General features: G+C 60.5%; 23 protein-coding genes, 1 tRNA gene and 2 pseudogenes. 6 read left to right on the forward strand and 20 right to left on the reverse strand.

From position 1 onward, the window contains the following. Positions 1 to 33: 33 nt before the first annotated feature. The 13 genes and pseudogenes from ACQ4WN_RS15925 to cysS all read right to left on the reverse strand — a co-directional run bounded on the left by ACQ4WN_RS15925 (position 34) and on the right by cysS (position 11,262). A complete protein-coding gene (locus ACQ4WN_RS15925; protein ID WP_071078124.1) occupies positions 34 to 375 on the reverse strand; it encodes a zinc ribbon domain-containing protein YjdM in 342 nt (113 codons plus the stop codon). A 91-nt stretch (positions 376 to 466) separates the two neighbouring features. Next, positions 467 to 1,438 carry a CDF family Co(II)/Ni(II) efflux transporter DmeF gene (gene dmeF, locus ACQ4WN_RS15930; protein ID WP_436552426.1) on the reverse strand — a complete coding sequence of 324 codons (972 nt, stop codon included), beginning with the start codon at positions 1,436 to 1,438 and terminating at the stop codon, positions 467 to 469. A gap of 18 nt (positions 1,439 to 1,456) precedes the next feature. Beyond that, positions 1,457 to 1,732 (reverse strand): metal/formaldehyde-sensitive transcriptional repressor, encoded by a 276-nt coding sequence (locus ACQ4WN_RS15935; RefSeq protein ID WP_436552427.1) that lies wholly within the window; start codon positions 1,730 to 1,732, stop codon positions 1,457 to 1,459. A gap of 120 nt (positions 1,733 to 1,852) precedes the next feature. Beyond that, positions 1,853 to 2,692: a TlpA family protein disulfide reductase gene (locus tag ACQ4WN_RS15940; RefSeq protein ID WP_436552428.1), complete on the reverse strand. Its 840-nt coding sequence runs from the start codon at positions 2,690 to 2,692 to the stop codon at positions 1,853 to 1,855. A gap of 75 nt (positions 2,693 to 2,767) precedes the next feature. Next, a complete protein-coding gene (locus tag ACQ4WN_RS15945; protein ID WP_436552517.1) occupies positions 2,768 to 3,304 on the reverse strand; it encodes a DUF2325 domain-containing protein in 537 nt (178 codons plus the stop codon). Between the two features lie 271 nt (positions 3,305 to 3,575). Beyond that, complete coding sequence (locus tag ACQ4WN_RS15950; RefSeq protein WP_436552429.1) at positions 3,576 to 4,181, reverse strand: hypothetical protein; 606 nt, start codon at positions 4,179 to 4,181, stop codon at positions 3,576 to 3,578. A gap of 175 nt (positions 4,182 to 4,356) precedes the next feature. Then, positions 4,357 to 4,590: pseudogene (locus ACQ4WN_RS15955) on the reverse strand (methyl-accepting chemotaxis protein); the annotation flags it as partial. Positions 4,591 to 4,897: 307 nt separating this feature from the next. Further along, a tRNA-Ser gene (locus ACQ4WN_RS15960) sits at positions 4,898 to 4,990 on the reverse strand. Positions 4,991 to 5,100: 110 nt separating this feature from the next. Further along, complete coding sequence (locus ACQ4WN_RS15965) at positions 5,101 to 6,348, reverse strand: aspartate kinase (protein WP_096234796.1); 1,248 nt, start codon at positions 6,346 to 6,348, stop codon at positions 5,101 to 5,103. A gap of 196 nt (positions 6,349 to 6,544) precedes the next feature. After that, positions 6,545 to 7,963, reverse strand: a complete 1,419-nt coding sequence (gene tilS, locus ACQ4WN_RS15970; RefSeq protein WP_436552430.1) for a tRNA lysidine(34) synthetase TilS — start codon at positions 7,961 to 7,963, stop codon at positions 6,545 to 6,547. Between the two features lie 153 nt (positions 7,964 to 8,116). Then, a complete protein-coding gene (locus tag ACQ4WN_RS15975; RefSeq protein ID WP_034756951.1) occupies positions 8,117 to 9,091 on the reverse strand; it encodes an acetyl-CoA carboxylase carboxyltransferase subunit alpha in 975 nt (324 codons plus the stop codon). 54 nt (positions 9,092 to 9,145) lie between these two features. Beyond that, the gene (locus ACQ4WN_RS15980) at positions 9,146 to 9,865 is read right to left on the reverse strand and encodes a DNA-3-methyladenine glycosylase family protein (protein ID WP_436552518.1); all 720 of its coding nucleotides are present in this window, start codon (positions 9,863 to 9,865) and stop codon (positions 9,146 to 9,148) included. Next, positions 9,865 to 11,262, reverse strand: coding sequence for a cysteine--tRNA ligase (gene cysS / locus ACQ4WN_RS15985; RefSeq protein ID WP_436552519.1), 1,398 nt, complete (start codon positions 11,260 to 11,262; stop codon positions 9,865 to 9,867). The genes ACQ4WN_RS15980 and cysS overlap by 1 nt, the downstream gene beginning before the upstream one ends. Before the next feature lie 278 nt (positions 11,263 to 11,540). Here cysS and ACQ4WN_RS15990 point away from each other — a divergent pair, with 278 nt between their 5' ends. The 4 genes from ACQ4WN_RS15990 to ACQ4WN_RS16005 all read left to right on the forward strand — a co-directional run bounded on the left by ACQ4WN_RS15990 (position 11,541) and on the right by ACQ4WN_RS16005 (position 14,068). Continuing rightward, on the forward strand, positions 11,541 to 12,167 hold the full coding sequence (locus ACQ4WN_RS15990; RefSeq protein WP_436552431.1) for a peptidylprolyl isomerase: 627 nt from the start codon (positions 11,541 to 11,543) through the stop codon (positions 12,165 to 12,167). 71 nt (positions 12,168 to 12,238) lie between these two features. Then, positions 12,239 to 12,730: a peptidylprolyl isomerase gene (locus ACQ4WN_RS15995; RefSeq protein ID WP_071326571.1), complete on the forward strand. Its 492-nt coding sequence runs from the start codon at positions 12,239 to 12,241 to the stop codon at positions 12,728 to 12,730. A gap of 216 nt (positions 12,731 to 12,946) precedes the next feature. Next, complete coding sequence (locus ACQ4WN_RS16000) at positions 12,947 to 13,702, forward strand: UDP-2,3-diacylglucosamine diphosphatase (RefSeq protein ID WP_436552432.1); 756 nt, start codon at positions 12,947 to 12,949, stop codon at positions 13,700 to 13,702. A gap of 69 nt (positions 13,703 to 13,771) precedes the next feature. Next, positions 13,772 to 14,068 (forward strand): DUF72 domain-containing protein, encoded by a 297-nt coding sequence (locus ACQ4WN_RS16005; protein ID WP_436552433.1) that lies wholly within the window; start codon positions 13,772 to 13,774, stop codon positions 14,066 to 14,068. Here ACQ4WN_RS16005 and ACQ4WN_RS16010 read toward each other — a convergent pair. The 4 genes and pseudogenes from ACQ4WN_RS16010 to ACQ4WN_RS16025 all read right to left on the reverse strand — a co-directional run. Beyond that, a pseudogene (locus ACQ4WN_RS16010) lies at positions 14,065 to 14,259 on the reverse strand (integrase core domain-containing protein); the annotation flags it as partial. The gene ACQ4WN_RS16005 and the pseudogene ACQ4WN_RS16010 overlap by 4 nt on opposite strands. A gap of 110 nt (positions 14,260 to 14,369) precedes the next feature. After that, on the reverse strand, positions 14,370 to 16,127 hold the full coding sequence (locus ACQ4WN_RS16015) for a methyl-accepting chemotaxis protein (protein WP_436552434.1): 1,758 nt from the start codon (positions 16,125 to 16,127) through the stop codon (positions 14,370 to 14,372). Positions 16,128 to 16,422: 295 nt separating this feature from the next. Further along, on the reverse strand, positions 16,423 to 16,872 hold the full coding sequence (locus ACQ4WN_RS16020) for a DUF3429 domain-containing protein (RefSeq protein ID WP_436552435.1): 450 nt from the start codon (positions 16,870 to 16,872) through the stop codon (positions 16,423 to 16,425). Next, the gene (locus ACQ4WN_RS16025) at positions 16,869 to 17,054 is read right to left on the reverse strand and encodes a hypothetical protein (protein ID WP_436552436.1); all 186 of its coding nucleotides are present in this window, start codon (positions 17,052 to 17,054) and stop codon (positions 16,869 to 16,871) included. The genes ACQ4WN_RS16020 and ACQ4WN_RS16025 overlap by 4 nt, the downstream gene beginning before the upstream one ends. 126 nt (positions 17,055 to 17,180) lie before the next feature. On the opposite strand from ACQ4WN_RS16025, the gene ACQ4WN_RS16030 reads away from it, so the two are divergent. Together ACQ4WN_RS16030 and ACQ4WN_RS16035 are read left to right on the forward strand one after the other, a co-directional pair. Then, complete coding sequence (locus ACQ4WN_RS16030; protein WP_436552437.1) at positions 17,181 to 17,579, forward strand: thiol-disulfide oxidoreductase DCC family protein; 399 nt, start codon at positions 17,181 to 17,183, stop codon at positions 17,577 to 17,579. 387 nt (positions 17,580 to 17,966) lie between these two features. Continuing rightward, on the forward strand, positions 17,967 to 18,662 hold the full coding sequence (locus tag ACQ4WN_RS16035) for an SDR family NAD(P)-dependent oxidoreductase (RefSeq protein WP_436552520.1): 696 nt from the start codon (positions 17,967 to 17,969) through the stop codon (positions 18,660 to 18,662). 20 nt (positions 18,663 to 18,682) lie between these two features. Here ACQ4WN_RS16035 and ACQ4WN_RS16040 read toward each other — a convergent pair whose 3' ends face one another. From ACQ4WN_RS16040 to ACQ4WN_RS16050, 3 genes are all read right to left on the reverse strand, one after another. Further along, the gene (locus ACQ4WN_RS16040; protein ID WP_436552438.1) at positions 18,683 to 19,858 is read right to left on the reverse strand and encodes an NAD(P)/FAD-dependent oxidoreductase; all 1,176 of its coding nucleotides are present in this window, start codon (positions 19,856 to 19,858) and stop codon (positions 18,683 to 18,685) included. Next, positions 19,755 to 20,738, reverse strand: coding sequence for a MerR family transcriptional regulator (locus ACQ4WN_RS16045; protein WP_436552439.1), 984 nt, complete (start codon positions 20,736 to 20,738; stop codon positions 19,755 to 19,757). The genes ACQ4WN_RS16040 and ACQ4WN_RS16045 overlap by 104 nt, the downstream gene beginning before the upstream one ends. Before the next feature lie 233 nt (positions 20,739 to 20,971). Continuing rightward, the gene (locus ACQ4WN_RS16050) at positions 20,972 to 21,397 is read right to left on the reverse strand and encodes a BLUF domain-containing protein (protein WP_436552440.1); all 426 of its coding nucleotides are present in this window, start codon (positions 21,395 to 21,397) and stop codon (positions 20,972 to 20,974) included. Between the last annotated feature and the right edge of the window lie 17 nt (positions 21,398 to 21,414).

The raw sequence follows: 21,414 nt of genomic DNA on the forward strand, positions 1-21,414 counted from the left end.
TGAAGCCAGCGCGCCGTATGACAGGTAAAAGCGTTACACCTTCTTGACGAATTCCGTCTTCAGGCTCATGGAGCCGAAGCCGTCGATCTTGCAGTCGATATCGTGGTCGCTGTCGACCAGACGGATGTTCTTGACCTTGGTGCCCATCTTGACGACACCGCCGCCGCCCTTCAGTTTCAAGTCCTTGATGACGCTGACCGTGTCGCCATCCTGCAGGATGTTGCCGGCCGAATCGCGGTACACCCTGGCGCCCTCTTCCGCCGCTTCGCCTGCCGTGGCCGACCATTCATGCGCGCATTCAGGGCAGATCAACTGGCTGCCGTCTTCATACGTGAATTCGGATTTGCATTGCGGGCATGGTGGTAATGTGCTCATTTTCTTCTCTGTCTGGTGAACAGCGCGTGCTGTAAAAGCCGACAGTATAGTGCCTACGCCCCGTATCAGCGCGCTTTTTTCGCCATCATTGTCAAGCTCTGCGAATAATCTCGATAGTGCTGTGGACAATTTCCTCGTGGATGCCGATGCGCGCGCGCAGCTGGGCCGCCGTCAGGCCGGCGTCGCGGCTGACCACGGACAAGGCGCACGAGTACAGCTGCTTGCCGACTCTCCAGACGTGCAGGTCGACGATGCGCGGCGTGTCGCCGGCGTTTTCCACTTCCACGGCCTCGCGAATTTCATCCACCACGGGGTGATCCATCTCGCGGTCCAGCAAGACCTTGCCCGTCTCGTGCATCAGCTTTTTCGCCCACAGCGCAACCAGCACGGCACCGACGATGCCCATCACGGGATCGAGCCAGCGCCAGCCGTAAGCCCACGCACCGCCCAGCGCAACCATGGCCAGCACGGACGTGGCGGCGTCGGCCAGCACGTGGATGTACGCGGCCTTCATGTTCAGGTCTTCGCCATGGCCATGGTGATCGTGATGGTCGTGGTGGTCGTGGTGATCGTGACCATGGTGATGCTGGTGGTCGTGGTGCCCGCCGAGGATCAGCGCGCACACCAGATTGACAGCCAAGCCGAAGGCCGCCACCGCCATCGCCTGCGGATAGTGGATGGGCTGCGGCGAGAACAGGCGCTCGACGGAGGCCGCCACCATCAGCACGGCCACGCCCAGCAGCAGGATGGCGCTGGTATAGCCGGCCAGCACTTCGATCTTCCACGTGCCGAAGGCAAAGCGGGGGTCGCGCGCATAACGGCGCGCCGCCGCATACGCAAAGGCGGCCAGGCCGATGGCCAGCGCGTGCGAACTCATATGCCAGCCATCGGCCAGCAGGGCCATGGAGTTGTACCACCAGCCGGCGACGATTTCCAGCAGCATGGTGGCCAGGGTGATCCACATGACGATGCGCGCGCGGCGTTCCGCCTTGTCGCTGGCGCCGCCAAAGACGTGTTCGTGCTGCCAGGCGGACAGGTCTTCCTCGATATGTTGCAGTTTCATGCTGGTCTCTCCGACGGGTTATTTGAGGTAGGTGCGCAGGATGGCGGCGATATCGTCGGCGCCCCTGCTACGCTCGTCGCTGGCCAGGTCCGGGCTGGCCACGTGCTCGCGCAAGTGCTCTTCGATGACTTCGGCCATCAGGCCATTCACGGCGCCGCGCACGGCGGCGATCAGCTGCAATACTTCGCCGCAGTCGCGGCCCTCTTCCAGTCCCCGCTCCAGGCCTTCCACCTGGCCGCGGATGCGCTTCACGCGATTGAGCAGCTTGGTCTTGTTATGCGCCGTGTGTCCCATGATTTCATCTCGATAAATACTATAGGGGGGTATACTATCAGAGAGAACCAGGCGGCGGCAAGGCGTAAAAAAGGCCGCGCATCCTCGCGGATGAGCGGCCGAATCAGGACGAGGTGCGCGTTACGGCGCAGGCGCGGCGATTTTCTGCAGCTTGCTGGCCAGTGAGGCATCGGACAATTCACCCAGGTGGGTATCGACCAGGCGTCCCTGCGCGTCATAAAACAGGGTGGTGGGCAAGGCCGAGGAGCCGGCCGCCTTGCCCAGTGCCGCCTCGCTGTCGAGCACCACATTGCGCAGGGTCACGCCGCTCCTGTCCAGGAAAGCGCTGGCGGCCGCCGCATCCTCGCGCTGGTTCGCATACACGAAGACGATATCGGCGCGCGCCTGCTGCGCGGCTGCCAGAACGGGCATTTCGCGCCGGCATGGCGGGCACCAGCTGGCCCACAGGTTGACGACCATGGGCTTGCTGCCGGCCAGCGCCGCCAGGGTCGTCGGCGCGCCATCGACTGTGTGCAGGGCCACGGCCGGCAAGGCTGTCGGCTTGTCATATGCCAGCCCCATGCCCGCGCTCAACACACCCCAGGCCAGCGCGCCGGACGCCGCGCTGATGGCCAGGGGCCGGCGCATGGCCGCCATGGCGGGACGCCGACAGCGCCACGCGGCGATGGCCAGCGCGGCAGCGATGCCGGCTGGCGCCATGAAGCCGCCGTCGCGGATATTCAGGATGGACCAGGGCGCAGCCAAGGGGGCGCTGAAATACTGTTCATGCCAGCGCAAGACAAACGCCAGCCGCGCCGCCAGCAGGCCGGCGATCAGCAGGTCGGAAACAAGGGGGCCGGCGTCCGGCAACTGGCGGTACCGCCGCAACCACCACGCCACGCCGTAAGCGACGCACAGGGAAACGAACAGCAGGACCAGGCCCGTAGGCAGGGCCAGGGGGCCAATTTGCAGGGACAGCATGGGCACTCTCTATAACGTCGAATGGATGGACATTGTGGCCCATGCGGATTAAGCCGGCGTTAAGCGGCAGGAGAGTCAGGTGACCAGCGCTTCTTTGCGCACGAAATACATGGCTTGCGGCTGGTCCACCAGCACGCACTGCTTGCCCGTGCGCCTGCAATGGTCATGCACGCGCCAATAGGCATCGTGGCTGACGCAGCCCGTCTGGCAAATCACCAGGTCGGCCGCCACCAGGCCCGCTTCCAGCGCCGCAGCATCATCGGCGCCATCATCGCCGCCCGTGTGATGCAGGAAGCGCCCGCCGGCCTGCTCGATGGCCTGCTGCGCCACGTGCACACCATCCGCAGCCTGGCCCGCGTCCTGAGTCAAATAGCTGCCCACATACAGCACGGCTTTTTCGCGCACGTCGGCCTGCAAGCCTGGCACGGGCAACCACTGCATGCGCAGCAACTCGCGCATCAAGTCCTGCACGCGCTCGCCGAGCCACTCGACCTTGCGTGCCAGCCTGGCACGCGTCGGCAAGCCCGGCACGCTGGACGCCAGTTCGGCCAGTGCGTCGCGCGCCAGCGCCAGCTGCGTATCGCGGATCACGACTTGCGCCCGCGCGCGCATCAATGCCGACTCCAGCTGCGCGATGCGCGCCGCCTGCGCGGCCAGCTGCGCACTGCAACGGGCCTGCGCGCGGCCATACTGCCCCATCAGTACGCGATGCTCATGCACGATCGCGTCCTCGTTGCCATACACATTGCCCATCATGCCCTCCTTCACCATCCGTGGCGCCCTGGCGCCAGCCCATCGCTACTCCATAGCACTTTATTATAAATGAGAATCATTATTATTTGTATGTATGCGAGCGCGCGAGGGGCATGCGAGCGCCGTCGCATCACGCGGCAGGCGGGCAGGACAGCAGGCGCTGCCAGACATCATCCTGCACTTGCCGCACCTGCCGCAGGCCGTCGGCACCGCGATAGATACCCAGCGTATTCGGCCAGGCCACGTCGATGAACAACAGCCGTGCCGGATCGATCAGCAGGGACTGGCCCACATAATTGCCCTTGATCTCGCCCTTGTTGACGGTCAGCAGGCGCGCACCATCCGCAAGCGCCCGCTCGTCCAGTGCCACGCCGCTGCGCTCGGCCACGTCGCGCAGCCAGCGTTCGCGCCAGCGCGCCTGCTCATCGAACTGTCCCTTGGGTGGCCGGTCCAGCTTGACGACGGCCGCCACGGGACCGTCGATCCCCGCCTGCAGCGAAAAGCCCATGCGTTCCTGCAGTTCGACCGTGTAGGCCTCGCCCTTGACGTCGATACGGTAGCGCCCCGCCCCATCCTGCATCAGCAGGTCGGCCTGGTGATAGGCAGGCCGGACGCAATTGGCGTACTCATAAACGAGCACATCGAGGAACGGTGGTGCGGCCGGGGTGGGTGCCGCCATGGCGGGCGACAGGCTGGCACACAGGGCGACGATCGCAGTGCAATACTGTGTATTCATGTTGTTTCCATATGAGTGAACGGCGCGCAGGCAAGGGCTCTGCAATATTGACAAGCAGGGCACTGTAGCGCATACGGCGCCGTCGCATGGCCCGCACGCAAGGCGCGCCTGCAAAACCGTCACCCGCCGCAAGGCAAACCGGCGGCAGTTCGCGTCAGGCGCGGCCGGACGCACACGCCGGCAAGGCAAGTGCCTGGAAAGCAATGCCGTCGATCACATCGACAATATCGACAATCTTGCGCGAACTGGCGTTGATCGCGCCCATCGTATCAACCACGCGCCCAGCCACCTGCCCGCCCTGCACGGCATATTCCGACGCCGATACCACCAGCTGATTGGCCTGCGCCTCCGTACGCGACGACAGATCGCCATTGCCGGCCGCGATTTCGCGCGAAGCGACGGTGATGCTTTGCCAGAATGACGTTTCTGCGCAGCTTTGTAGATTTTGCAACCATCAAAGGGATGGGGGAGGAAAGAATGGATGCGTGCGGCAGGGGCCGGCGTATTTGCTGGCGAGGGCGGCGTATGTGCTGGCTGCCAGTGCCTGAAGCGAGGGGACTGCGTTGGCCGCTGTGCGGCCAACGTGCCGCGCGCCGCGCGACAGATGGGCGATTCGAATAGCCTCGCGCCCCTCACGGCGCTCCGTCTTCGAATCCCACCGTTCCGTCCAGACAAACAAAAAAGCCTCCCGCAGGGGAGGCTTTTTTGTTTGATTCTGGCGGAGACGGTGGGATTCGAACCCACGATACAGGTATAAGCCGTATGCATCCTTAGCAGGGATGTGCCTTCGGCCACTCGGCCACGTCTCCTAGCTGATTACTCAACTATGTCTCTGTAACTAACTGCGCTGCAGCGACGAACGTCATAATATCGATTGCCCCCCCTTTGGTCAAGGGCGTGGGGCAATATTTTTAGATATTTAAGCTTTTTCCAGCTCGAACGCTTTATGCAGCGCGCGAACGGCCAGTTCCATGTACTTTTCATCGATCAGCACGGAGATCTTGATTTCAGAAGTGGAGATCATCATGATGTTGATGCCCTCTTCCGACAGGGTGCGGAACATTTGCGATGCCACACCAACATGGCTGCGCATGCCCACGCCGACGACGGACAGTTTCGACACTTTGGCGTCGCCCGTGATGCTGGCCGCGCCCAGCGATTCGCGGTTCGCTTCCAGCACGGCCAGCGCGCGCGTGTATTCGCCGCGCGAGACGGTGAAGGTGAAGTCCGTTTTACCGTCGACCGACTGATTCTGTATGATCATGTCGACTTCGATATTCGCGTCCGCGACCGGCCCCAGGATGTGGTAGGCCACGCCTGGGCGGTCGGGCACGCCGAGCACGGTGATTTTGGCTTCATCGCGGTTGAAGGCGATGCCGGAGATGACTGCTTGTTCCATGTTTGTATCTTCCTCAAACGAAATCAGGGTGCCTGAATTGGCTTCTATTTCCAGCGGCAACATCGGGTCGGTCAGCGACGACAGCACGCGCGTGGGCACGCGGTAGTTGCCGGCAAATTCCACCGAACGCGTTTGCAGCACTTTGGAACCCAGCGAAGCCAGTTCCAGCATTTCTTCAAAGGTGATGGTCTTCAGGCGGCGCGCCTCGGAGACCACGCGCGGGTCGGTCGTGTAGACGCCGTCGACGTCCGTGAAGATCAGGCATTCGGCCGCCTTCATGGCGGCGGCAATCGCCACGGCCGAGGTATCGGAACCGCCGCGGCCCAGCGTCGCGATGTTGTCGTTCTCGTCGACGCCCTGGAAACCGGTAATGATGACAATCTTGCCTGCATCGAGGTCGCGTTTGACTTTTTCGTCATCGATCGACTGGATGCGTGCCTTGGTAAAGGCGGAATCGGTCTTGATCGCGACTTGCCAGCCAGCATAGGATACGGCTTGTTTGCCGATCGCCAGCAGCGCCATCGACAATAGGCCGACGGACACTTGTTCGCCTGTCGAGGCGATCATGTCAAGTTCACGGGGATCGGGTTGATCCATGATTTCCTTGGCCAGTCCAATCAGGCGGTTGGTTTCGCCCGACATGGCCGATGGCACCACCACGATTTGATGCCCAGCGTCGTGCCACTTGGCAACGCGCTTGGCGACATTCTTGATACGGTCAGTCGAGCCCATCGACGTACCGCCATATTTGTGGACGATTAAAGCCATAAGAGTGAAGTTTCCGCTCAAGAAGAATAAAAAAGGAGGGCTTTACTCTACATGCCGCAATGCAAAATAACAAGCTAAAAAGCGCATTAGCTCATACCGATTGCGCATATGGAAATAACCAATCCATGCAGTCGGGAGCGCATGGCCAGCCACTTGCCGGCCACCCCGAGAGTGGCCGTGGCCGCTGCCCTCACGCTCAGCAGGAGACCCAGCGCAAGGTCACACAGGGACGATCCAGCAGACTCAGGCAATGGCAATCGAGACCAATACCGGCTGCATACAGCAATTGTTGCGCCGCACAGACAAGGGGCAGGCGTTCGCGCTCCCAGGCGGGCACGTCAAACGCCTGGTAATGGTATTTCAGACTTTTAGTCGGGCGGTTCAGGGCCAGTTTCAGGCGCTCGCCGCCCTGGCGGAAATCGATGATCAAGGCTTGAGATTGCAACCAGGCAATATCGATGCCTTGGCCGCCCGCTTCCACCGCATCGAAATGCAGCACGCCGCCATACGCGGGAAACGCCAGGCTGGCCTCGCCTTTCCACACAAATTGCTGGCCGGCCTTTTCCAGGCCGGGAATGCCCGCGTCGTCACGCTCGCGCATGCCCGCCAGATCATCGAGCTTCGGCGTCAGATACAAACGGTCGCGGTGGCGCCGCACATGGCATTCGGGATGCGTCACCAGCAGTTGTGCATCGGGCCGCGCTTCCAGCAATTGCGCCAGCATTTCCGCCAGCCATGCCGTCGACGGCATGCGCAAGCCGCGCGTGCCGAACCAGTGGCGTAGCAGGTTATAGCAGCGGTCCGCGCTCAGCTCGCGCAACTTCGCCAGTTCGATGCAATCGCCATCGAGGCAATTTAGCAAATCCTGCGTCGCCAGTTCCGTCAACAGGCGCTGCGCCGATTGCGCATGCTGGGCGCTGCGGGCGAAACGTTCCTGGAAACCGGGAAAGGCCTGCGCCAGCACGGGCATCACCTGATGCCGCAGAGCATTGCGGGCAAAGCGGGGATCGTCGTTCGATTCATCGTGGATGTGCGCGATCGCGTGTGTCGCCACGTACGCTTCAAGCTGCCTGCGCGACACGGGCAGCAGCGGGCGCGCCATCACCAGGTCCGGGTTGCCCAGCAGCTCGGGCGCGCTGTTGGCGCCATCCATGCCGGACAAGCCCGCCGTGCCGGACCCGCGCAGCAATTGCAACAGCACCGTCTCGGCCTGGTCATCCTGGTGGTGGGCCGTCAGCAGCAGGCGCACGCCATGCGTGGCGCACAGCTCGCCCAGGGCCGCGTAACGGCGCTTGCGGGCCGCCTCTTCCGTGCCCGTCTTCGCATTCTTTTCCAGCGTGACCTTGCGCGCCTCAAAGGCGATGCCCATGCCGGCGCACGTTTTCTCGCAGTGGGCCAGCCAGGCATCCGCATTCGGACTCAGGCCGTGGTGCACGTGAAACGCGTGCAGGGTCACCCCCTGCTCCTGCGCCCACGCATGCGCCAGGTGCAGCAGGGCTGCGGAATCGAGGCCACCGCTGAGGGCGATACCCACCGTGCTGCCAGATGGCGGCGCACAGGCGTCCAGCGCGCTGGCAAAGATATCGGCGACGGTGGCGGTTTGTTGCTTTTTCAATGTGGACTCCGGGAATGCAAAGAGGGACAGGCGGCTAAACGGATGGTGTCGTTTAGCGGACTGTCCCTGGTGTTGTTTTAACCCAAGACCTTAAAAAGCCGGGGTCAGACCCTGAGGGTCTGACCCCAGACTCTGCCGTTGGGTTTACATAAATTACTCGCTCGGCGTGGTTTCCTTGAACTTGCCGTAGCTCAGCAGTTTTTCATGGCGTGCGGCCAGCAAGTCCTTGGTTTTCATGCCGTGGAACTGGCGCAAGGTGTCGGCCAGGGCGCGTTTCAGCAAGGTGGCCATCTGTTTCGGATCGCGGTGGGCGCCGCCCAGCGGCTCATTGATGATCTTGTCGATCAGGCCCATGGCTTTCAGGCGGTGCGCCGTCAGGCCCAGCGCTTCGGCCGCGTCGGAAGCGCGCTCGGCACTCTTCCACAGGATGGAAGCGCAGCCTTCCGGCGAGATCACGGCATACGTCGAGTATTGCAGCATCAGCACGGCATCGCCCACGGCGATGGCCAGCGCGCCGCCGGAACCGCCTTCACCGATGATGGTGGCGATCAAAGGCACTTTCAGTTCGGCCATCACGTACAGGTTGTGGCCGATCGCTTCCGACTGGCCGCGCTCTTCCGCATCGATGCCGGGAAAGGCGCCTGGCGTGTCGACGAAGGTGAAGATGGGCAAGTTGAACTTTTCAGCCACTTTCATCAGGCGCATGGCCTTGCGGTAGCCTTCCGGTTTCGGCATGCCGAAATTGCGCATGGCGCGCTCTTTCGTGTCGCGCCCCTTCTGGTGGCCGATGACCATGCACGGCTGGCCATTGAAGCGGGCCAGACCGCCGACGACGGACAGATCGTCGGCGTAGCTGCGGTCGCCATGCAATTCGTGGAAATCGGTAAAGATTTCATTCACGTAATCCATGGTGTAAGGGCGCTGCGGGTGGCGCGCGATCTGCGCCACTTGCCAGGGCGTCAGCTTGGCGTAGATATCCTTGGTCAGCTGCTGGCTCTTCTTGGCCAGGCGGTCGATCTCTTCCGAGATGTCGACGGCCGAATCGTCTTGCACGAAGCGCAACTCTTCGATCTTGGAATCGAGTTCCGCGATCGGCTGTTCAAAATTGAGGAAAGTCGTTTTAGTCATTGTACCTCCAGGTTTTACCGGCCACGGCGCCAGAGCGCGCGGCGTCATCTATGTTTATTTTACCGTACCGGCTGCTGCGCCGGGGGCTGCATCGGGTGAGGCAGGGGCAGCTGCAGGGTCGAGACTGCGCCACAAATACCACGTCGCCACGGTGCGCCACGGTTCCCAATTGGCGGAAACTTCGCGCGCATCGCTACGGGAAACAGGTTCGCCGGAAAAATAATTGACGCTGATACCCTGGATCAAACCGGGGTCGTCGAGCGGCAATACATTCGGCCGTAGCAGATTAAATATCAGAAACATCTCGGCTGTCCAGCGCCCTATGCCGCGGATTTGCACCAGTTCGGCGATGACCGCTTCGTCATCCATCTGGTCCCACTGGCTCGCGTGCACGCGCTTGGCCTTGAAATGGTCGGCCAGGTCGAGGATGTATTCGGTCTTGCGTTTGGACAAGCCACAGGCGGACAGTTGCTCGGCGCCCGCCTTCAATACTTGCGTAGGCGTGCATTTCGGGCAAGCGGCCAGCAGCTTTTTCCAGGCAGCATCCGCCGCCTTGGGCGTGATCTGCTGGCCCACCAGCGAACGGGCCAGGGTGGTAAACGGGTCGCTATGGCCGACCAGGTGCAGGTCGCCAAATTGCGGGATGAGCTTTTTCATGATGCGGTCGCGCTTCATCAGCTCGATCTTCGCCTCTTCCCAGTAGTGCGGCACCTGGATCACTTGCGCCAAGTCCGTCACCTTGGTCGCTTCCCCGTTTTCCCTGGTCGTTGGCATCATGCGCGGCGCCAGTTGGTCGAGCCGTCAGGCTTGTCTTCGAGAATGATGCCTGCGGCCAACAATTCGGCGCGGATCTTGTCGGACTGGGCAAAATCGCGCGCCTTTTTCGCCGCGCTGCGCGCCGCGATGGCCGTTTCAATGCCAGCCGCCTCGTCTTCGCCACCGGCGGCGGCGCCGACGGTCGCTTGCAGGAATTGCTGCGGCGTACGCTCCAGCAAGCCGAATACGCCCGCCAGGCCCTTCAATTGACGCGCCAGGGCGGGCGACTTGCTCTTGTTGACTTCCGTCGCCAGGTCGAACAGGGCGGCCACGGCCAGCGGCGTGTTGAAATCGTCATCCATCGCCTCGGCAACGCGGGCGGCATGCGCTTCGTTCCAGTCGATGGCGCCCTCTTCCACCACCACGTCGGCCAGCGCCGTGTACAAACGCGTCAGCGACAGGCGCGCATCATCGAGGTGCACGTCCGAGTAATTCAGGGGGCTGCGGTAGTGCGCGCGCAGGATGAAGAAGCGGATCACTTCGGCATCGAACTTTTGCAGCACTTCGCGGATGGTGAAAAAGTTACCGAGCGACTTGGACATTTTTTCATTGTCCAGGCGCACGAAGCCGTTATGGATCCAGTAATTCACGCTGGTGTGGCCGAACGCGCCTTCGGATTGGGCGATCTCGTTTTCGTGGTGCGGAAATTGCAAGTCCGCGCCACCGCCGTGGATGTCGAACTGCTCACCGAGCAAGGCGCACGACATGGCCGAGCACTCGATATGCCAGCCCGGGCGGCCGCGGCCCCACTTCGAATCCCATTTGACTTCTTCCGGCTCGGACTCTTTCGACGATTTCCACAGCACGAAGTCGAGCGGATCGCGCTTGCCCGTATTCACGTCCACGCGCTCGCCCGCGCGCAGGTCGTCGAGCGATTTGCCCGACAGTTTGCCGTAGTGGGGGAAGTTGCGCACAGCGTAATTGACGTCGCCGTCAAGACCCTGATACGCCAGGTCCTTCGCTTCCAGCTGTTCGATCAGGCGCAGCATCTGCGGCACGTATTCGGTGGCGCGCGGCGTATGGTCGGGCGTCAGGATACCCAGCGCGGCCGTGTCTTCATCCATGTAGCGGGTGAAACGCGTCGTCAGCTGGGAAATCGTCTCGCCGTTTTCCACGGCGCGACGGATGATCTTGTCGTCGATGTCCGTAATGTTGCGCACGTAGGTGACGTCGAAACCGGAAGCTTTCAGCCAGCGGTAGATGACGTCGAATGCCATCATCATGCGCGCATGGCCGATATGGCAATAATCGTAGATGGTCATGCCGCAGACGTACATGCGTACCTTGCCAGCTTCCATCGGGACGAATACCTGCTTCTCGCGAGCCAGGGTGTTGTAAATCTTTAGATTGCTCATCATACTTTGCAAGTGGAGCAGCCACCGGCCTGGCAAAACGACAGACAGGCGCGGACACCGGGGGTGCCGCGCCACTGAACTGCCGTGTGCGCCAAGACTGGTCGAGCCGCTATAGTGTTGTTCTTGTTTGTTAGAATTAGGGCGTTAGCGGTCAAGTATAACATTGATAAAAACCATACTGGCCCGATATGAATCAGGTTTTTACGAGGTTCAAGCAAATTTTCATCTCTTTACAATTAAAGCAAGCTTAGAGAAAAATAACGATCAAGGACACCTTCATGCAAGAAATCAAATCGAAACGCCTGTCTTTCCTGGCCCGCTTTTGCACCCTGTTTGCCGGCCTGACCCTGGGCGGCGCCGTCGTTGCGGCCGCGCCACCGGCCATCGATCCGACCCCGCACGTGGCCCTGAAAACCAGCCTGGGCGAGATCGTGCTGGAACTGGACCAGGAAAAAGCGCCCCAAAGCGTGGCCAACTTCTTGCAGTATGTCAAAAACGGTTACTACAAGGGCACCGTATTTCACCGCGTCATCGACGGCTTCATGATACAGGGCGGCGGCTTCGACAAGAATATGAAGCAGAAAGCGACAAAAGCGCCGATCAGGAACGAGGCGCAAAACGGCTTGCAAAACGTCACCTACAGCATCGCCATGGCACGCACGGGCGACCCACATTCGGCCACCTCGCAATTCTTCATCAACGTGAACAATAACGGCGCGCTCGACTACCCTGGCCGCGACGGCTTCGGCTACACGGTGTTCGGCAAAGTCGTCAGCGGCATGGACGTGGTCGACAAGATCAAGGCCGTGCCCGTTGCCGACAAGGGACCGCACCAGAACGTGCCGATCACCCCCGTGGTGATCGAATCGGCGACTTTACTCAAATCAGCGCCCGCAAAACTGTAAAATAGCGTTTTTGCGGCCCTGAACCACGGGGGCCGTCGAATCATTCTTCATCTAATTTATTAAGGATCATCATGACCTCCGTCATCATCACCACCAATCTGGGCAAGATCACCGCTGAACTGGACGCCGAGAAAGCGCCGAAAACGGTTGCCAACTTCCTGGCCTACATGAAAGCCGGTCACTACGACAACACGATTTTCCACCGCGTCATCGACGGCTTCATGATCCAGGGCGGCGGTTTCGAGCCAGGCATGAAACAGAAGCCTGCCGACACCACCGTGGAAAACGAAGCCAAGAATGGTTTGAAAAACGATACCTACACGCTGGCCATGGCCCGCACGTCGGATCCGCACTCGGCATCGGCACAGTTCTTTATCAACATCAAGAACAACAGCTTCCTCGACTACCCAGGCCAGGACGGCTGGGGCTACGCCGTGTTCGGTAAAGTTACCGATGGCAAAGAAGTCGTCGACGCCATCCGCGCCGTGAAAACCTCGCGCGCCGGCATGTTCGCCGACGTGCCAGTGACGGACGTGATCATCGAGAAAGTCGAAGCAGCATAAGGTAGCCCTGCAAACCTACTGCGCAGCCCACTGCCGGGTTTCCGTTGCTCGCTGTACTCAAGTACAGCTCCGCTACTCGATCCGGCATTGGGCTTGCTCGCTACGGTTTTCAGAGCCACCTTCAGCAATTCATTCAATACACCAACCAAACCGGGCAGTAATCATGCGTCTCGCAACCAAGCAATCCCTTCATTACGGGAGCGTTGAACGATGACAATGCCTGCCGCACTCTTTATTTCCGACCTGCATCTGCAGAGCTCGCACCCGCGCACCAGCGCGGCGTTTCTTTCTTTCCTGGAACACCATGCGCAATACGCGCAAGCGCTGTATCTATTAGGCGACCTGTTCGAATATTGGGCCGGCGACGATGACCTGGAAGACCCGTTCAATGCGCGCATGACGGCTGCCATCCGCGCCGTCAGCGATGCTGGCGTGCACGTGTACTGGATCGCCGGCAACCGCGATTTCCTCGTCGGCTCCGGCTTTGCCGCCGCTGCCGGCGCCACCCTGCTCAGCGAACCGCATGCGGCTACCATTGCCGGCCAGCGCATCGTCTTGCTGCATGGCGACGCCGAATGCACGAAAGACGTGCAATACATGGAGTTTCGCGCCATGGTGCGCCAGCCTGCGTGGCAAAAACAGTTCCTGTCCATGCCGCTGGCGCAGCGCAAGGCCATCATCGCTGGTTTGCGTCAGAGCAGCCGCGAGCACAATGGCGAAAAATCCATGGACATCATGGATGTCACGCCTGATGCTGTCGCGCAAGTGTTTGCCGAACAGGCCAGTACCGTGATGATTCACGGCCATACGCACCGCCCTGCCCTGCATAAAGTCGGCCATACCTTGCGCTATGTCTTGCCCGACTGGGAATGCGACGTGAGATCGCCAGAACAGCCACGCGGCGGCTGGATCGCCATCGATACGCGCGGCAACATCACGCGCCATGATCTCAACGGCGACATCATCGACTAGGCCTGCGCCGACCGCCGCACGGGCGTTTGTCCGATAGCCGCGCCCGCCTGGCCTTGCCGTAATGGCGCCATGCACACTATTTACATCGGCACGGCCGGCTGGAGCCTCTCCAGCGCCGCCGCCAGCCACATCTCCCTCGATGGCAGGCCTCTGCAGCGCTATGCCAGCGTCTTGACCTGCGTGGAAATCAATAGCTCGCTCTCCCGCCCGCACCAGAGCGCCACTTACGCACGCTGGGCCGCCAGCGTGCCCGAACATTTCCGTTTCAGCGTGAAATTGCCGCGCAGCATCACGCACGAACCGCGTGTGCGTGATGGCTCGGCCGGCAATCCCCCATTTTTGGATTGCGCTAAAAGTAGGGGTTAAGCGGCCAAGGCAAGCTTCTGTTTTGGTGTAATGCCGCCAAGTGCCATGTTGGGCCGGTCGTGATTGTAAGTCCACAGCCAGCGGCTTGCAAAATCCTGAATTTCATCGAGCGTTTCAAACAGGTGATGGGCCAACCGATCGTAGCGCACCGTGCGGTTATAGCGCTCGACATAAGCATTCTGCTGCGGCTTTAAGCGGAAACCCAGCATGAAACCGAATATATAGTTCGCCGGTAACAAGCGGGTTGTTCTGAAAACGAGGATCGCGCGGTGCTTCCGGATGTGTAAGAATTCGATGCGGCTCAGAAAATTTCCCAGTCATCAGCACATCTGGCTGGGGCATGTTGCTTTGATCCCACGACCTTTGTTGGCGCGGCCTTGGCAGGAACACCCACCAATGTCGGCATAGTCAAACGGCTAGCTGCCGGCCTGGCGGCGGCCTGCGCAAGAGACGTCTTGCTGGAGACATGACTAATAATGCGGCTACCTTCGGGGTCGGCGGTGAGCTGGAAAACGCCGACAACTTCAGCTAGCATCTGCGCTTCTTTCTGCAGCGATGCGGCTGCGCTGCTGGCTTGTTCGACCATGGCGGCGTTTTGCTGGGTCGCTTCGTCCATCTCGCCTACGGCTTGGTTGACCGATTCGATGCCGGTGCTTTGTTCCTGGCTGGCCAGGCTGATCTCTGCCATGATGTCGGTGACGCGTTTTACGCTACTCACAATCTCTTCCATCGTTGTGCCGGCATCGTCGACCAGGCGCGCGCCGATGTCAACCCGCTGCACCGAACTGCCGATCAAGGCCTTGATTTCGCTGGCGGCCGAAGCCGAACGCTGAGCAAGGTTACGCACCTCGGTTGCCACGACCGCAAAGCCGCGGCCCTGCTCGCCGGCGCGAGCCGCTTCCACGGCGGCATTCAGCGCCAGGATATTGGTCTGAAATGCAATCGAGTCGATCACGCCGATGATGTCGACAATTTTCTTTGACGATTCGTTGATTGCAGCCATAGTCTCGACCACTTGCGCCACCACGGCTCCCCCACGTACGGCAACTTCGGATGCGGACTCGGCCAATACATTGGCCTGCCGCGCATTGTCGGCATTCTGACGCACGGTGCTGGTTAATTCCTCCATCGACGATGCGGTCTCTTCCAGCGTTCCTGCCTGGCGTTCGGTGCGCGCTGAGAGATCAAAGTTTCCGGCGGCGATCTCGGTCGAAGCGTTGAAAATTGTGTCGGTGCCGGTCCGCACCTGCGCAACGATATCGACCAGGTTGTCGCGCATTTTTTTCATGGCGAACAGCAGGCTGCTATGGTCGTCTTTCGCTGTGTGAATCGCGACGGACAGGTCGCCAGCAGCGATGCGGGTGACGATACTGACAGCATAATCGGGTTGTCCGCCGAGCTGCTTCAGCAGCCCGCGACCAATATACCAGGCACTGCTGACGCCGGCGGCAATCGCAACCGAACACAGCACTAGCATCCAGGTGAAAAAGCTGCTGCTCAGCGCGCGGGCACCGGCGGTAGCGTCCTGGCTCATCTTTTCTTCCAGATCGATCAATATATTCACTGACGCCAACCAGTCTACGAAGGCCGGGCCGACCTGTTGCGCCAGCAAGCTGGAAGCCTGCGCAAATTGCTCGGCACTACGCAACTCAATCACTTTGGCGATCAACGGTTGCACGCGGCGCTCGGTGTCCTTGATATTGCTCAAGGCTGCTTTTTCATCGGCAGTCACGGCACCGGTAAATAAGGCATCGAGGGGGGCCGCCGATTGCTGGTATTTTTCATCAAGCGCCCTGATTTTGTTCACCTGCGCCTGCACGGCGGCGGCGTCAGTGGCCAACACCACGTCGCGCACGGCAATCGCACGGTCATGGACGCTGCCGCGGAAGTTGATCGCGTGGCGCTGTTTAACGTTATTGACATCGTTGACGCGGCTGAGCGTCTGATCGATACTGCCGACTCGATTCATGGCCAGGCCGGTGAGCAAGATTGTCAGCGCGAAAGTGATGCCGAAACCTATTGCCAGACGGGTGCCGACGGTTTGAGTGGAATTGTTCATTCAAGTCTTTATGTAGGTTGCCGGACAGAGCGGTCATGAAGCCATTGTCCGATAAATGATGATTCTTTACTGCAACGTCTTTGGCGAGCAGAAAGCGGTTGTAAATTTAAAATTAACAAGCTTTAACTTCTTGCAATAGATGCACAGCGCGAAAAGACGGGATGCTTCTAACAGTGTCGATGTAGGCAGGATGGAAACTGCCACTCTATTTGCCTAACGTTACTTGTGTCGCGTTTCTTGTTTTCGAGGATGAACGTTGGGACACCAGCGGTCTGATGGATCACAGCAGCTTGCCTCATACATGGCTGGCGAAGCTGGTGGCGAGCAGGCTCGCAGCAGCGACGACAGACAACTGCAGCCGCAGCGGCAAGTACCACGCAGGCAGCCCGGCGTGCCTGAATAACCGCCAGTCCTGCAAATAATGGACGCCAAAGCCCGTCGCCAGCAAGGCACTGCCGGCAAGCGGGTCAAGCGCCAAGGCCAACCAGGCCAGCAAGGCGGGAATCACGCTCCAGGCAAAGCAGACGTTGCGCTTACGATCACTGACGAATGGCACGCTCATGGCAAAACCCCAATGCAGCGCGCCTACAAAACTGAGGATCACAGCGCCGTATTGAAGTGATAATTGCTGCCATGCACTGCTACGCTGCGCATCGAGCCAGCTCGCCGCCAATAAGGCAAGGAACGGTATCAGGCCAGCGTAAGCCAGACAGGCAACGATGCGCGGCGCGCTGCCCCGGCTCATTTAACGCACCCCATGCAGCTTGTGGCGCCACCGCTGACGCACACCTGACAGGCAACACAGCGTATCTTTTCCTGCGCCAGACTGGCAACGGCACCGGTCGGGCCCGCCCACTCCAGCTCATCGGCCACACCCGCATTCAATGCCAGCTTGTTCATGCAACCCTCTTTGTTCATCAATGTCATGCGGCGTTTATCGCTGCACTAGCAAGTATGGGAGGATTGTAGCTATAATGAACCGCATAGTCCAATATTTAATGGTTCAATGTAGGTTCATCACAACAAGTGCTAACTATTTGAAGAGGTCATGTGATGCCCAAGCCTGCCGAAGACAGTGTCACGACAAGCGTGTTTTTTGATGGCTCCTGCCCTTTATGCCGCTGGGAAATCAGCCTCTATCAAGGTGCTGTGCCGACGAGCCCCATCCGATGGGTCGATGTCAGCGATACCAAGCAAACGGCAATGGCGGGTTGCAGTTGCAGGGAGTTGATGGCGCGATTTCATGTGCAAACGAAGGATGGCACCATGCTGAGCGGCGCGGCGGCGTTCGTTGCCCTCTGGCTGTTATATCCGTCGTGGCGCTGGTTAGGGAAATTGGGCTCCTTACCCGGCATGCAAGCGCTGCTGGAGTTGCTTTATCGTGGCTTCTTGCGCCTGCGTCCCGGCATCCAGTGGCTGGTCAGACAATTCGCCACTGCCAAGCGGTGGTAGTGCAGGTATTGTCGGGCACGGCGTAGCTTCAACAACTGCCGATACAGTGAACCGCATATGAACCGGTAATGACACAAGAAACAGCAAAACACGCTGGACACGCACAACGCCGGCCGATAAGCTCAGGCTGCGTATCGCCACTGACAGGCGCATCCGGCCAGGACCAGTTGCCATGGCCAAGGCGGTGTGAGCGCCAGCGCGCTTAGAACGGCAGCAACAACAAGGAAACTGAGGATGAAAAATTATCCTGTCCACAGGCTCCGGCGCACAGATTGCGCAGTCCCAGTACAGGCAGCGGCGTCGACATCGAGAAGTCAGGCAACGCTCGCAGGCACTTGAGGAAACACCTAGGTACACCCCCACCTTTGAATGGAGCAGCATGCCATGATGTCCAGTCTTCCTGATCAGTTTAACGCGCTAGTGCTTGGAGCGTCGGGCGCGATCGGCGCCGCATTCGTCGACCTGTTGAGCGCCATGCCACGCTGCGCATCTGTGCGCGGTCTGCATCGCCATTCGACACCACCACTCGACTTTGCCGACGAAAACAGCATTGCCGAAGCCGCGCGAGAACTTGCCACCAAGACGCCCTATCACCTGATCATCAACGCCGCAGGCATGCTGCACGACGGCAATCTCATGCCTGAGAAACGCCTGGCGGACCTGAATTATCAGCAGATGCAGGCAATTTTCCAGACCAACACCATGGGGCCGGCACTAGTCATGCGGCATTTCTTGCCGCTGCTCGATGGTGAACGCGCCATCATGGCCATGTTATCGGCGAAAGTGGGCAGCATAGGCGACAATCAGCTAGGCGGCTGGTACAGCTACCGCGCCTCGAAGGCCGCACTCAACATGCTGGTCAAGACGGCAGCCATTGAATTGGCGCGCAACCAGAAGCACAGCGTGCTGGTCGCGCTGCATCCAGGCACCGTCAACTCCCGCTTGTCGCGACCATTTCGCGGTGAGCTGATCGGACGTCCGGCGCATGACGCCGCCAGCGACATGCTCACCGTGCTAGACACCCTGATGCCGTCTGACAGCGGCACATTCCTGGCATACGACGGCGCGCGCCTGCCCTGGTAGTACGCACCGCGCCGGCACGCTCAAGCGGGGTGGGCAATGATGCGTTGTGCCAGTGCATGACCGCTAAGCCAGGCAGCCTCCACTGTGCCACCGTTCAGCCAATCGCCGCACATCCCCAGACCTTGCCCTGCCTCCCATATGCAGACATCGTTACGCGCCTGCGGCGTACTGGCATAGCGCCAACGGTGTACGCTCGAGCGTTGCGGCACCTGCCCGCCCAAACTGATAAAGGCTGCAAGCAGCTGCGCGCCAATGCTATCGGCATCGCGCTCAATGTGCGCCTCACTCCATTCGGCACTGGCATGCAACAGCCAGCTTTCGCGACCGCTACGGCCCGGCTTGGCGCTGTCGCGTGCCACCCAGCGCAGCGGACCGGAGTTGAGGAAAGCCGCATTGAAGTCCAATGCCAACGGCTGCGCATACTCCAGCATCATTGCCCAGCAGCCTGCCATCCTTGTCCCGGCCGCCAGCGCGGCCTGCAATGGCGCCACCTGGCTCAGCAGTGGCACCGCCTGCGGCGCCGGCACGGCAACTACTACCATGTCATAGCGCTGCGCAAGAGGCCCCTCATCCTGCACATGCAAGCGCCAGGCGCTGTCTTCACGTCGCAAGGCACTGATCGCTATCCCTGTGTGCAATGCCAGATCTGCGGCCAGCCATGCGGCGATAGAAGACATGCGCGGAACACCGACGAAGCGCTCGACGGGTGCACCGCCGCCGCATCCGTCGACATCGAAGCTGCGCAGCTGCAGCTCCCAATGCCCAGCCACGCCAGCCCGCTCCCAGCGCGTCACCTCGGCCCGAAATTCAGGGTTGCGCGCAGTAAAGTACTGGGCACCATGGTCGCATTGCCAGTCGGCGCCGCGCCGTGTGCTCATGCGCCCTCCCGCGCCGCGGCTTTTCTCAAACAGACTCACCTGAAAGCCTGCCTGCTTCAAGGCCGTGGCACAGGCCAGACCGGCGATGCCGGCGCCAATGATGGCGATGCGAAAAGAGCTCGTCATGAGATTTTCAGCCTCTTGCGCAGTGCGCAGTGGGCTTTTGTGCTGGTGTAATACGGCATAGTGCTCCTGATAAGTGATGACCTTACGCTTACAGTCCCGCAGGCAAAGGCAGAGCCTCCGCCCGAGCAAGCCGCAACAGCGCTTCTTCCAGGACCATGCGGGCGGTTGCGGCGGCGTGCCCCAACTGCTCATGCAACAGCGCGTCGGCCACATTGCGCGACGAACATTGTTCGCTGTAACGCTCGAAGCTGTTGATCATTAACAGGATCTCCGTCAGATGGCGCGGGCATTCACAGTGGACCGTACTGCTGGCCGCAGCCAGCTCCGCCAAAGCCCGGTCGTCGAAGCGGCGCGGGGCCGCCACCGACGGGCGCTGCCACGCAAGCTGAGCTTGCGCCAAAGGCAACTCAGCCAGCGCCGCCTGGCACAGCAACACTATTTCTGCAACATCGCTGGGTACGCGCGCAACCAGGCAGCCCTGAGCGCGCAACTGGCGTATGGTCGCGCTGGCGGCGAAACGGTACAACACCACCACCGCCATTCCCAGTGTTTGACGCAGGGCGCCAATCGCCGGCACCACGCTCTCATCGAGTTCCGATATTTCCATCAACAGCAGTTGCGCGCCCGTATCAGGCCAAGTCGCTGCCGCATCGTCCAGATTCTGAAAGTTGGCGACGATATCGAGCGCCAGCAACTCTCGCCCGCCGACGGCCAGGCGTCGCGCCAGAGCTGTGCCCAGCAACGCCAGGCGCAGAGGCTGTAAAGGCTGCAAAGGCGCACCAGGCTCCGGTACCAACGCAAACTGGCCCAGCTGCTCCAACTGCAGCTTCGCCAGCACGCCAATGGGATGCCCCTGGTCGACCAGTTGCTTCATCAGCCGCAGCCGACGAACCTGATCCTCGGAATACAAACGCTGGCCATGCGCGCTACGGCCGGTGTCGGAGATGCCGTAACGACGCTCCCACACCCGCAACGTTTCAACGGGCAAACCAGCAAGTCTGGCGGCCACCCCGCTGCGATATTGAACAGGCTGGCTGTTGTCGACCTGAGGAGGGAGTAAAGATTGCACCATAAAGCGAACCGATAATGAACCTATAATTTTTAATTATATCGCGTAATCGCTAGATAACTGATGAAACTTGCCGAAGACACCGCTACAAATCCAGTTCATCAACACGCCACCTCCTGGTGATGCGGCAACAGACTCGACTTTTTTTTGAGCTAAATGCAACAAAGTTGGACATGAATCCGCGCAAGCGGCTGATTCCTCGACAGCTTCCGTGTTGACGATATGCTGCGTCGCCCTTATGCCCGACCAAGGACCGCAGCGCCAGCCATCAGCTCGTCGACCAGCGAGAGCGAGCTGTCGCCGCCAAGCGCGAACGGATCGAACTCGGGAAGCATCGAGTACCGCAGCAGCGTGCCCGGGTTGAGCTTGTCGAGGTTGGTCTGCCCCATCGTCCAGCCAGCGTAGCGGCGCTCGTTCATTTCTTCATAGTGCAGCAGTGTTACTCCCGTGTGTCGTGCATCGGCGAGAATGCGGGCATACAGGATATTGACCTGTTCGCGTCCGCCTTCAATCAGCTGCAGGTAAAACCGTTCGCTGTGGCATAGGACGCCGGTGATGCCGCTGGGTGGATTGTGGCGGCGGGACTGCTGAAGTATGGCGCCGATGGTAGCGACATCGATAGTGCCCGTGGCACGGCTGGCATACAGTAAACGGACGAGCATAGGAACTCCTTTGGATG

It is taken from the genome of Janthinobacterium pasteuri, from assembly GCF_051380775.1.
Classification (GTDB): domain Bacteria; phylum Pseudomonadota; class Gammaproteobacteria; order Burkholderiales; family Burkholderiaceae_D; genus Janthinobacterium.

Coding starts and splice junctions, on each gene's coding strand:
- ACQ4WN_RS16015 (WP_436552434.1), bottom strand. CDS start 16,127: ATGAACAATTCCACTCAAACCGTCGGCACCCGTCTGGCAATAGGTTTC.
- ACQ4WN_RS16040 (WP_436552438.1), bottom strand. CDS start 19,858: ATGAGCAGTTGGGGCACGCCGCCGCAACCGCCCGCATGGTCCTGGAAG.
- ACQ4WN_RS16025 (WP_436552436.1), bottom strand. CDS start 17,054: ATGACATTGATGAACAAAGAGGGTTGCATGAACAAGCTGGCATTGAAT.
- ACQ4WN_RS15925 (WP_071078124.1), bottom strand. CDS start 375: ATGAGCACATTACCACCATGCCCGCAATGCAAATCCGAATTCACGTAT.
- ACQ4WN_RS16000 (WP_436552432.1), top strand. CDS start 12,947: ATGCCTGCCGCACTCTTTATTTCCGACCTGCATCTGCAGAGCTCGCAC.
- ACQ4WN_RS15935 (WP_436552427.1), bottom strand. CDS start 1,732: ATGGGACACACGGCGCATAACAAGACCAAGCTGCTCAATCGCGTGAAG.
- ACQ4WN_RS15945 (WP_436552517.1), bottom strand. CDS start 3,304: ATGCGCGCGCGGGCGCAAGTCGTGATCCGCGATACGCAGCTGGCGCTG.
- dmeF (WP_436552426.1), bottom strand. CDS start 1,438: ATGAAACTGCAACATATCGAGGAAGACCTGTCCGCCTGGCAGCACGAA.
- ACQ4WN_RS15940 (WP_436552428.1), bottom strand. CDS start 2,692: ATGCTGTCCCTGCAAATTGGCCCCCTGGCCCTGCCTACGGGCCTGGTC.
- ACQ4WN_RS15990 (WP_436552431.1), top strand. CDS start 11,541: ATGCAAGAAATCAAATCGAAACGCCTGTCTTTCCTGGCCCGCTTTTGC.
- ACQ4WN_RS16050 (WP_436552440.1), bottom strand. CDS start 21,397: ATGCTCGTCCGTTTACTGTATGCCAGCCGTGCCACGGGCACTATCGAT.
- ACQ4WN_RS15950 (WP_436552429.1), bottom strand. CDS start 4,181: ATGAATACACAGTATTGCACTGCGATCGTCGCCCTGTGTGCCAGCCTG.
- ACQ4WN_RS16045 (WP_436552439.1), bottom strand. CDS start 20,738: ATGGTGCAATCTTTACTCCCTCCTCAGGTCGACAACAGCCAGCCTGTT.
- cysS (WP_436552519.1), bottom strand. CDS start 11,262: ATGAGCAATCTAAAGATTTACAACACCCTGGCTCGCGAGAAGCAGGTA.
- ACQ4WN_RS15965 (WP_096234796.1), bottom strand. CDS start 6,348: ATGGCTTTAATCGTCCACAAATATGGCGGTACGTCGATGGGCTCGACT.
- ACQ4WN_RS16020 (WP_436552435.1), bottom strand. CDS start 16,872: ATGAGCCGGGGCAGCGCGCCGCGCATCGTTGCCTGTCTGGCTTACGCT.
- ACQ4WN_RS15980 (WP_436552518.1), bottom strand. CDS start 9,865: ATGCCAACGACCAGGGAAAACGGGGAAGCGACCAAGGTGACGGACTTG.
- ACQ4WN_RS16005 (WP_436552433.1), top strand. CDS start 13,772: ATGCACACTATTTACATCGGCACGGCCGGCTGGAGCCTCTCCAGCGCC.
- ACQ4WN_RS15995 (WP_071326571.1), top strand. CDS start 12,239: ATGACCTCCGTCATCATCACCACCAATCTGGGCAAGATCACCGCTGAA.
- ACQ4WN_RS16035 (WP_436552520.1), top strand. CDS start 17,967: ATGTCCAGTCTTCCTGATCAGTTTAACGCGCTAGTGCTTGGAGCGTCG.
- ACQ4WN_RS15975 (WP_034756951.1), bottom strand. CDS start 9,091: ATGACTAAAACGACTTTCCTCAATTTTGAACAGCCGATCGCGGAACTC.
- ACQ4WN_RS16030 (WP_436552437.1), top strand. CDS start 17,181: ATGCCCAAGCCTGCCGAAGACAGTGTCACGACAAGCGTGTTTTTTGAT.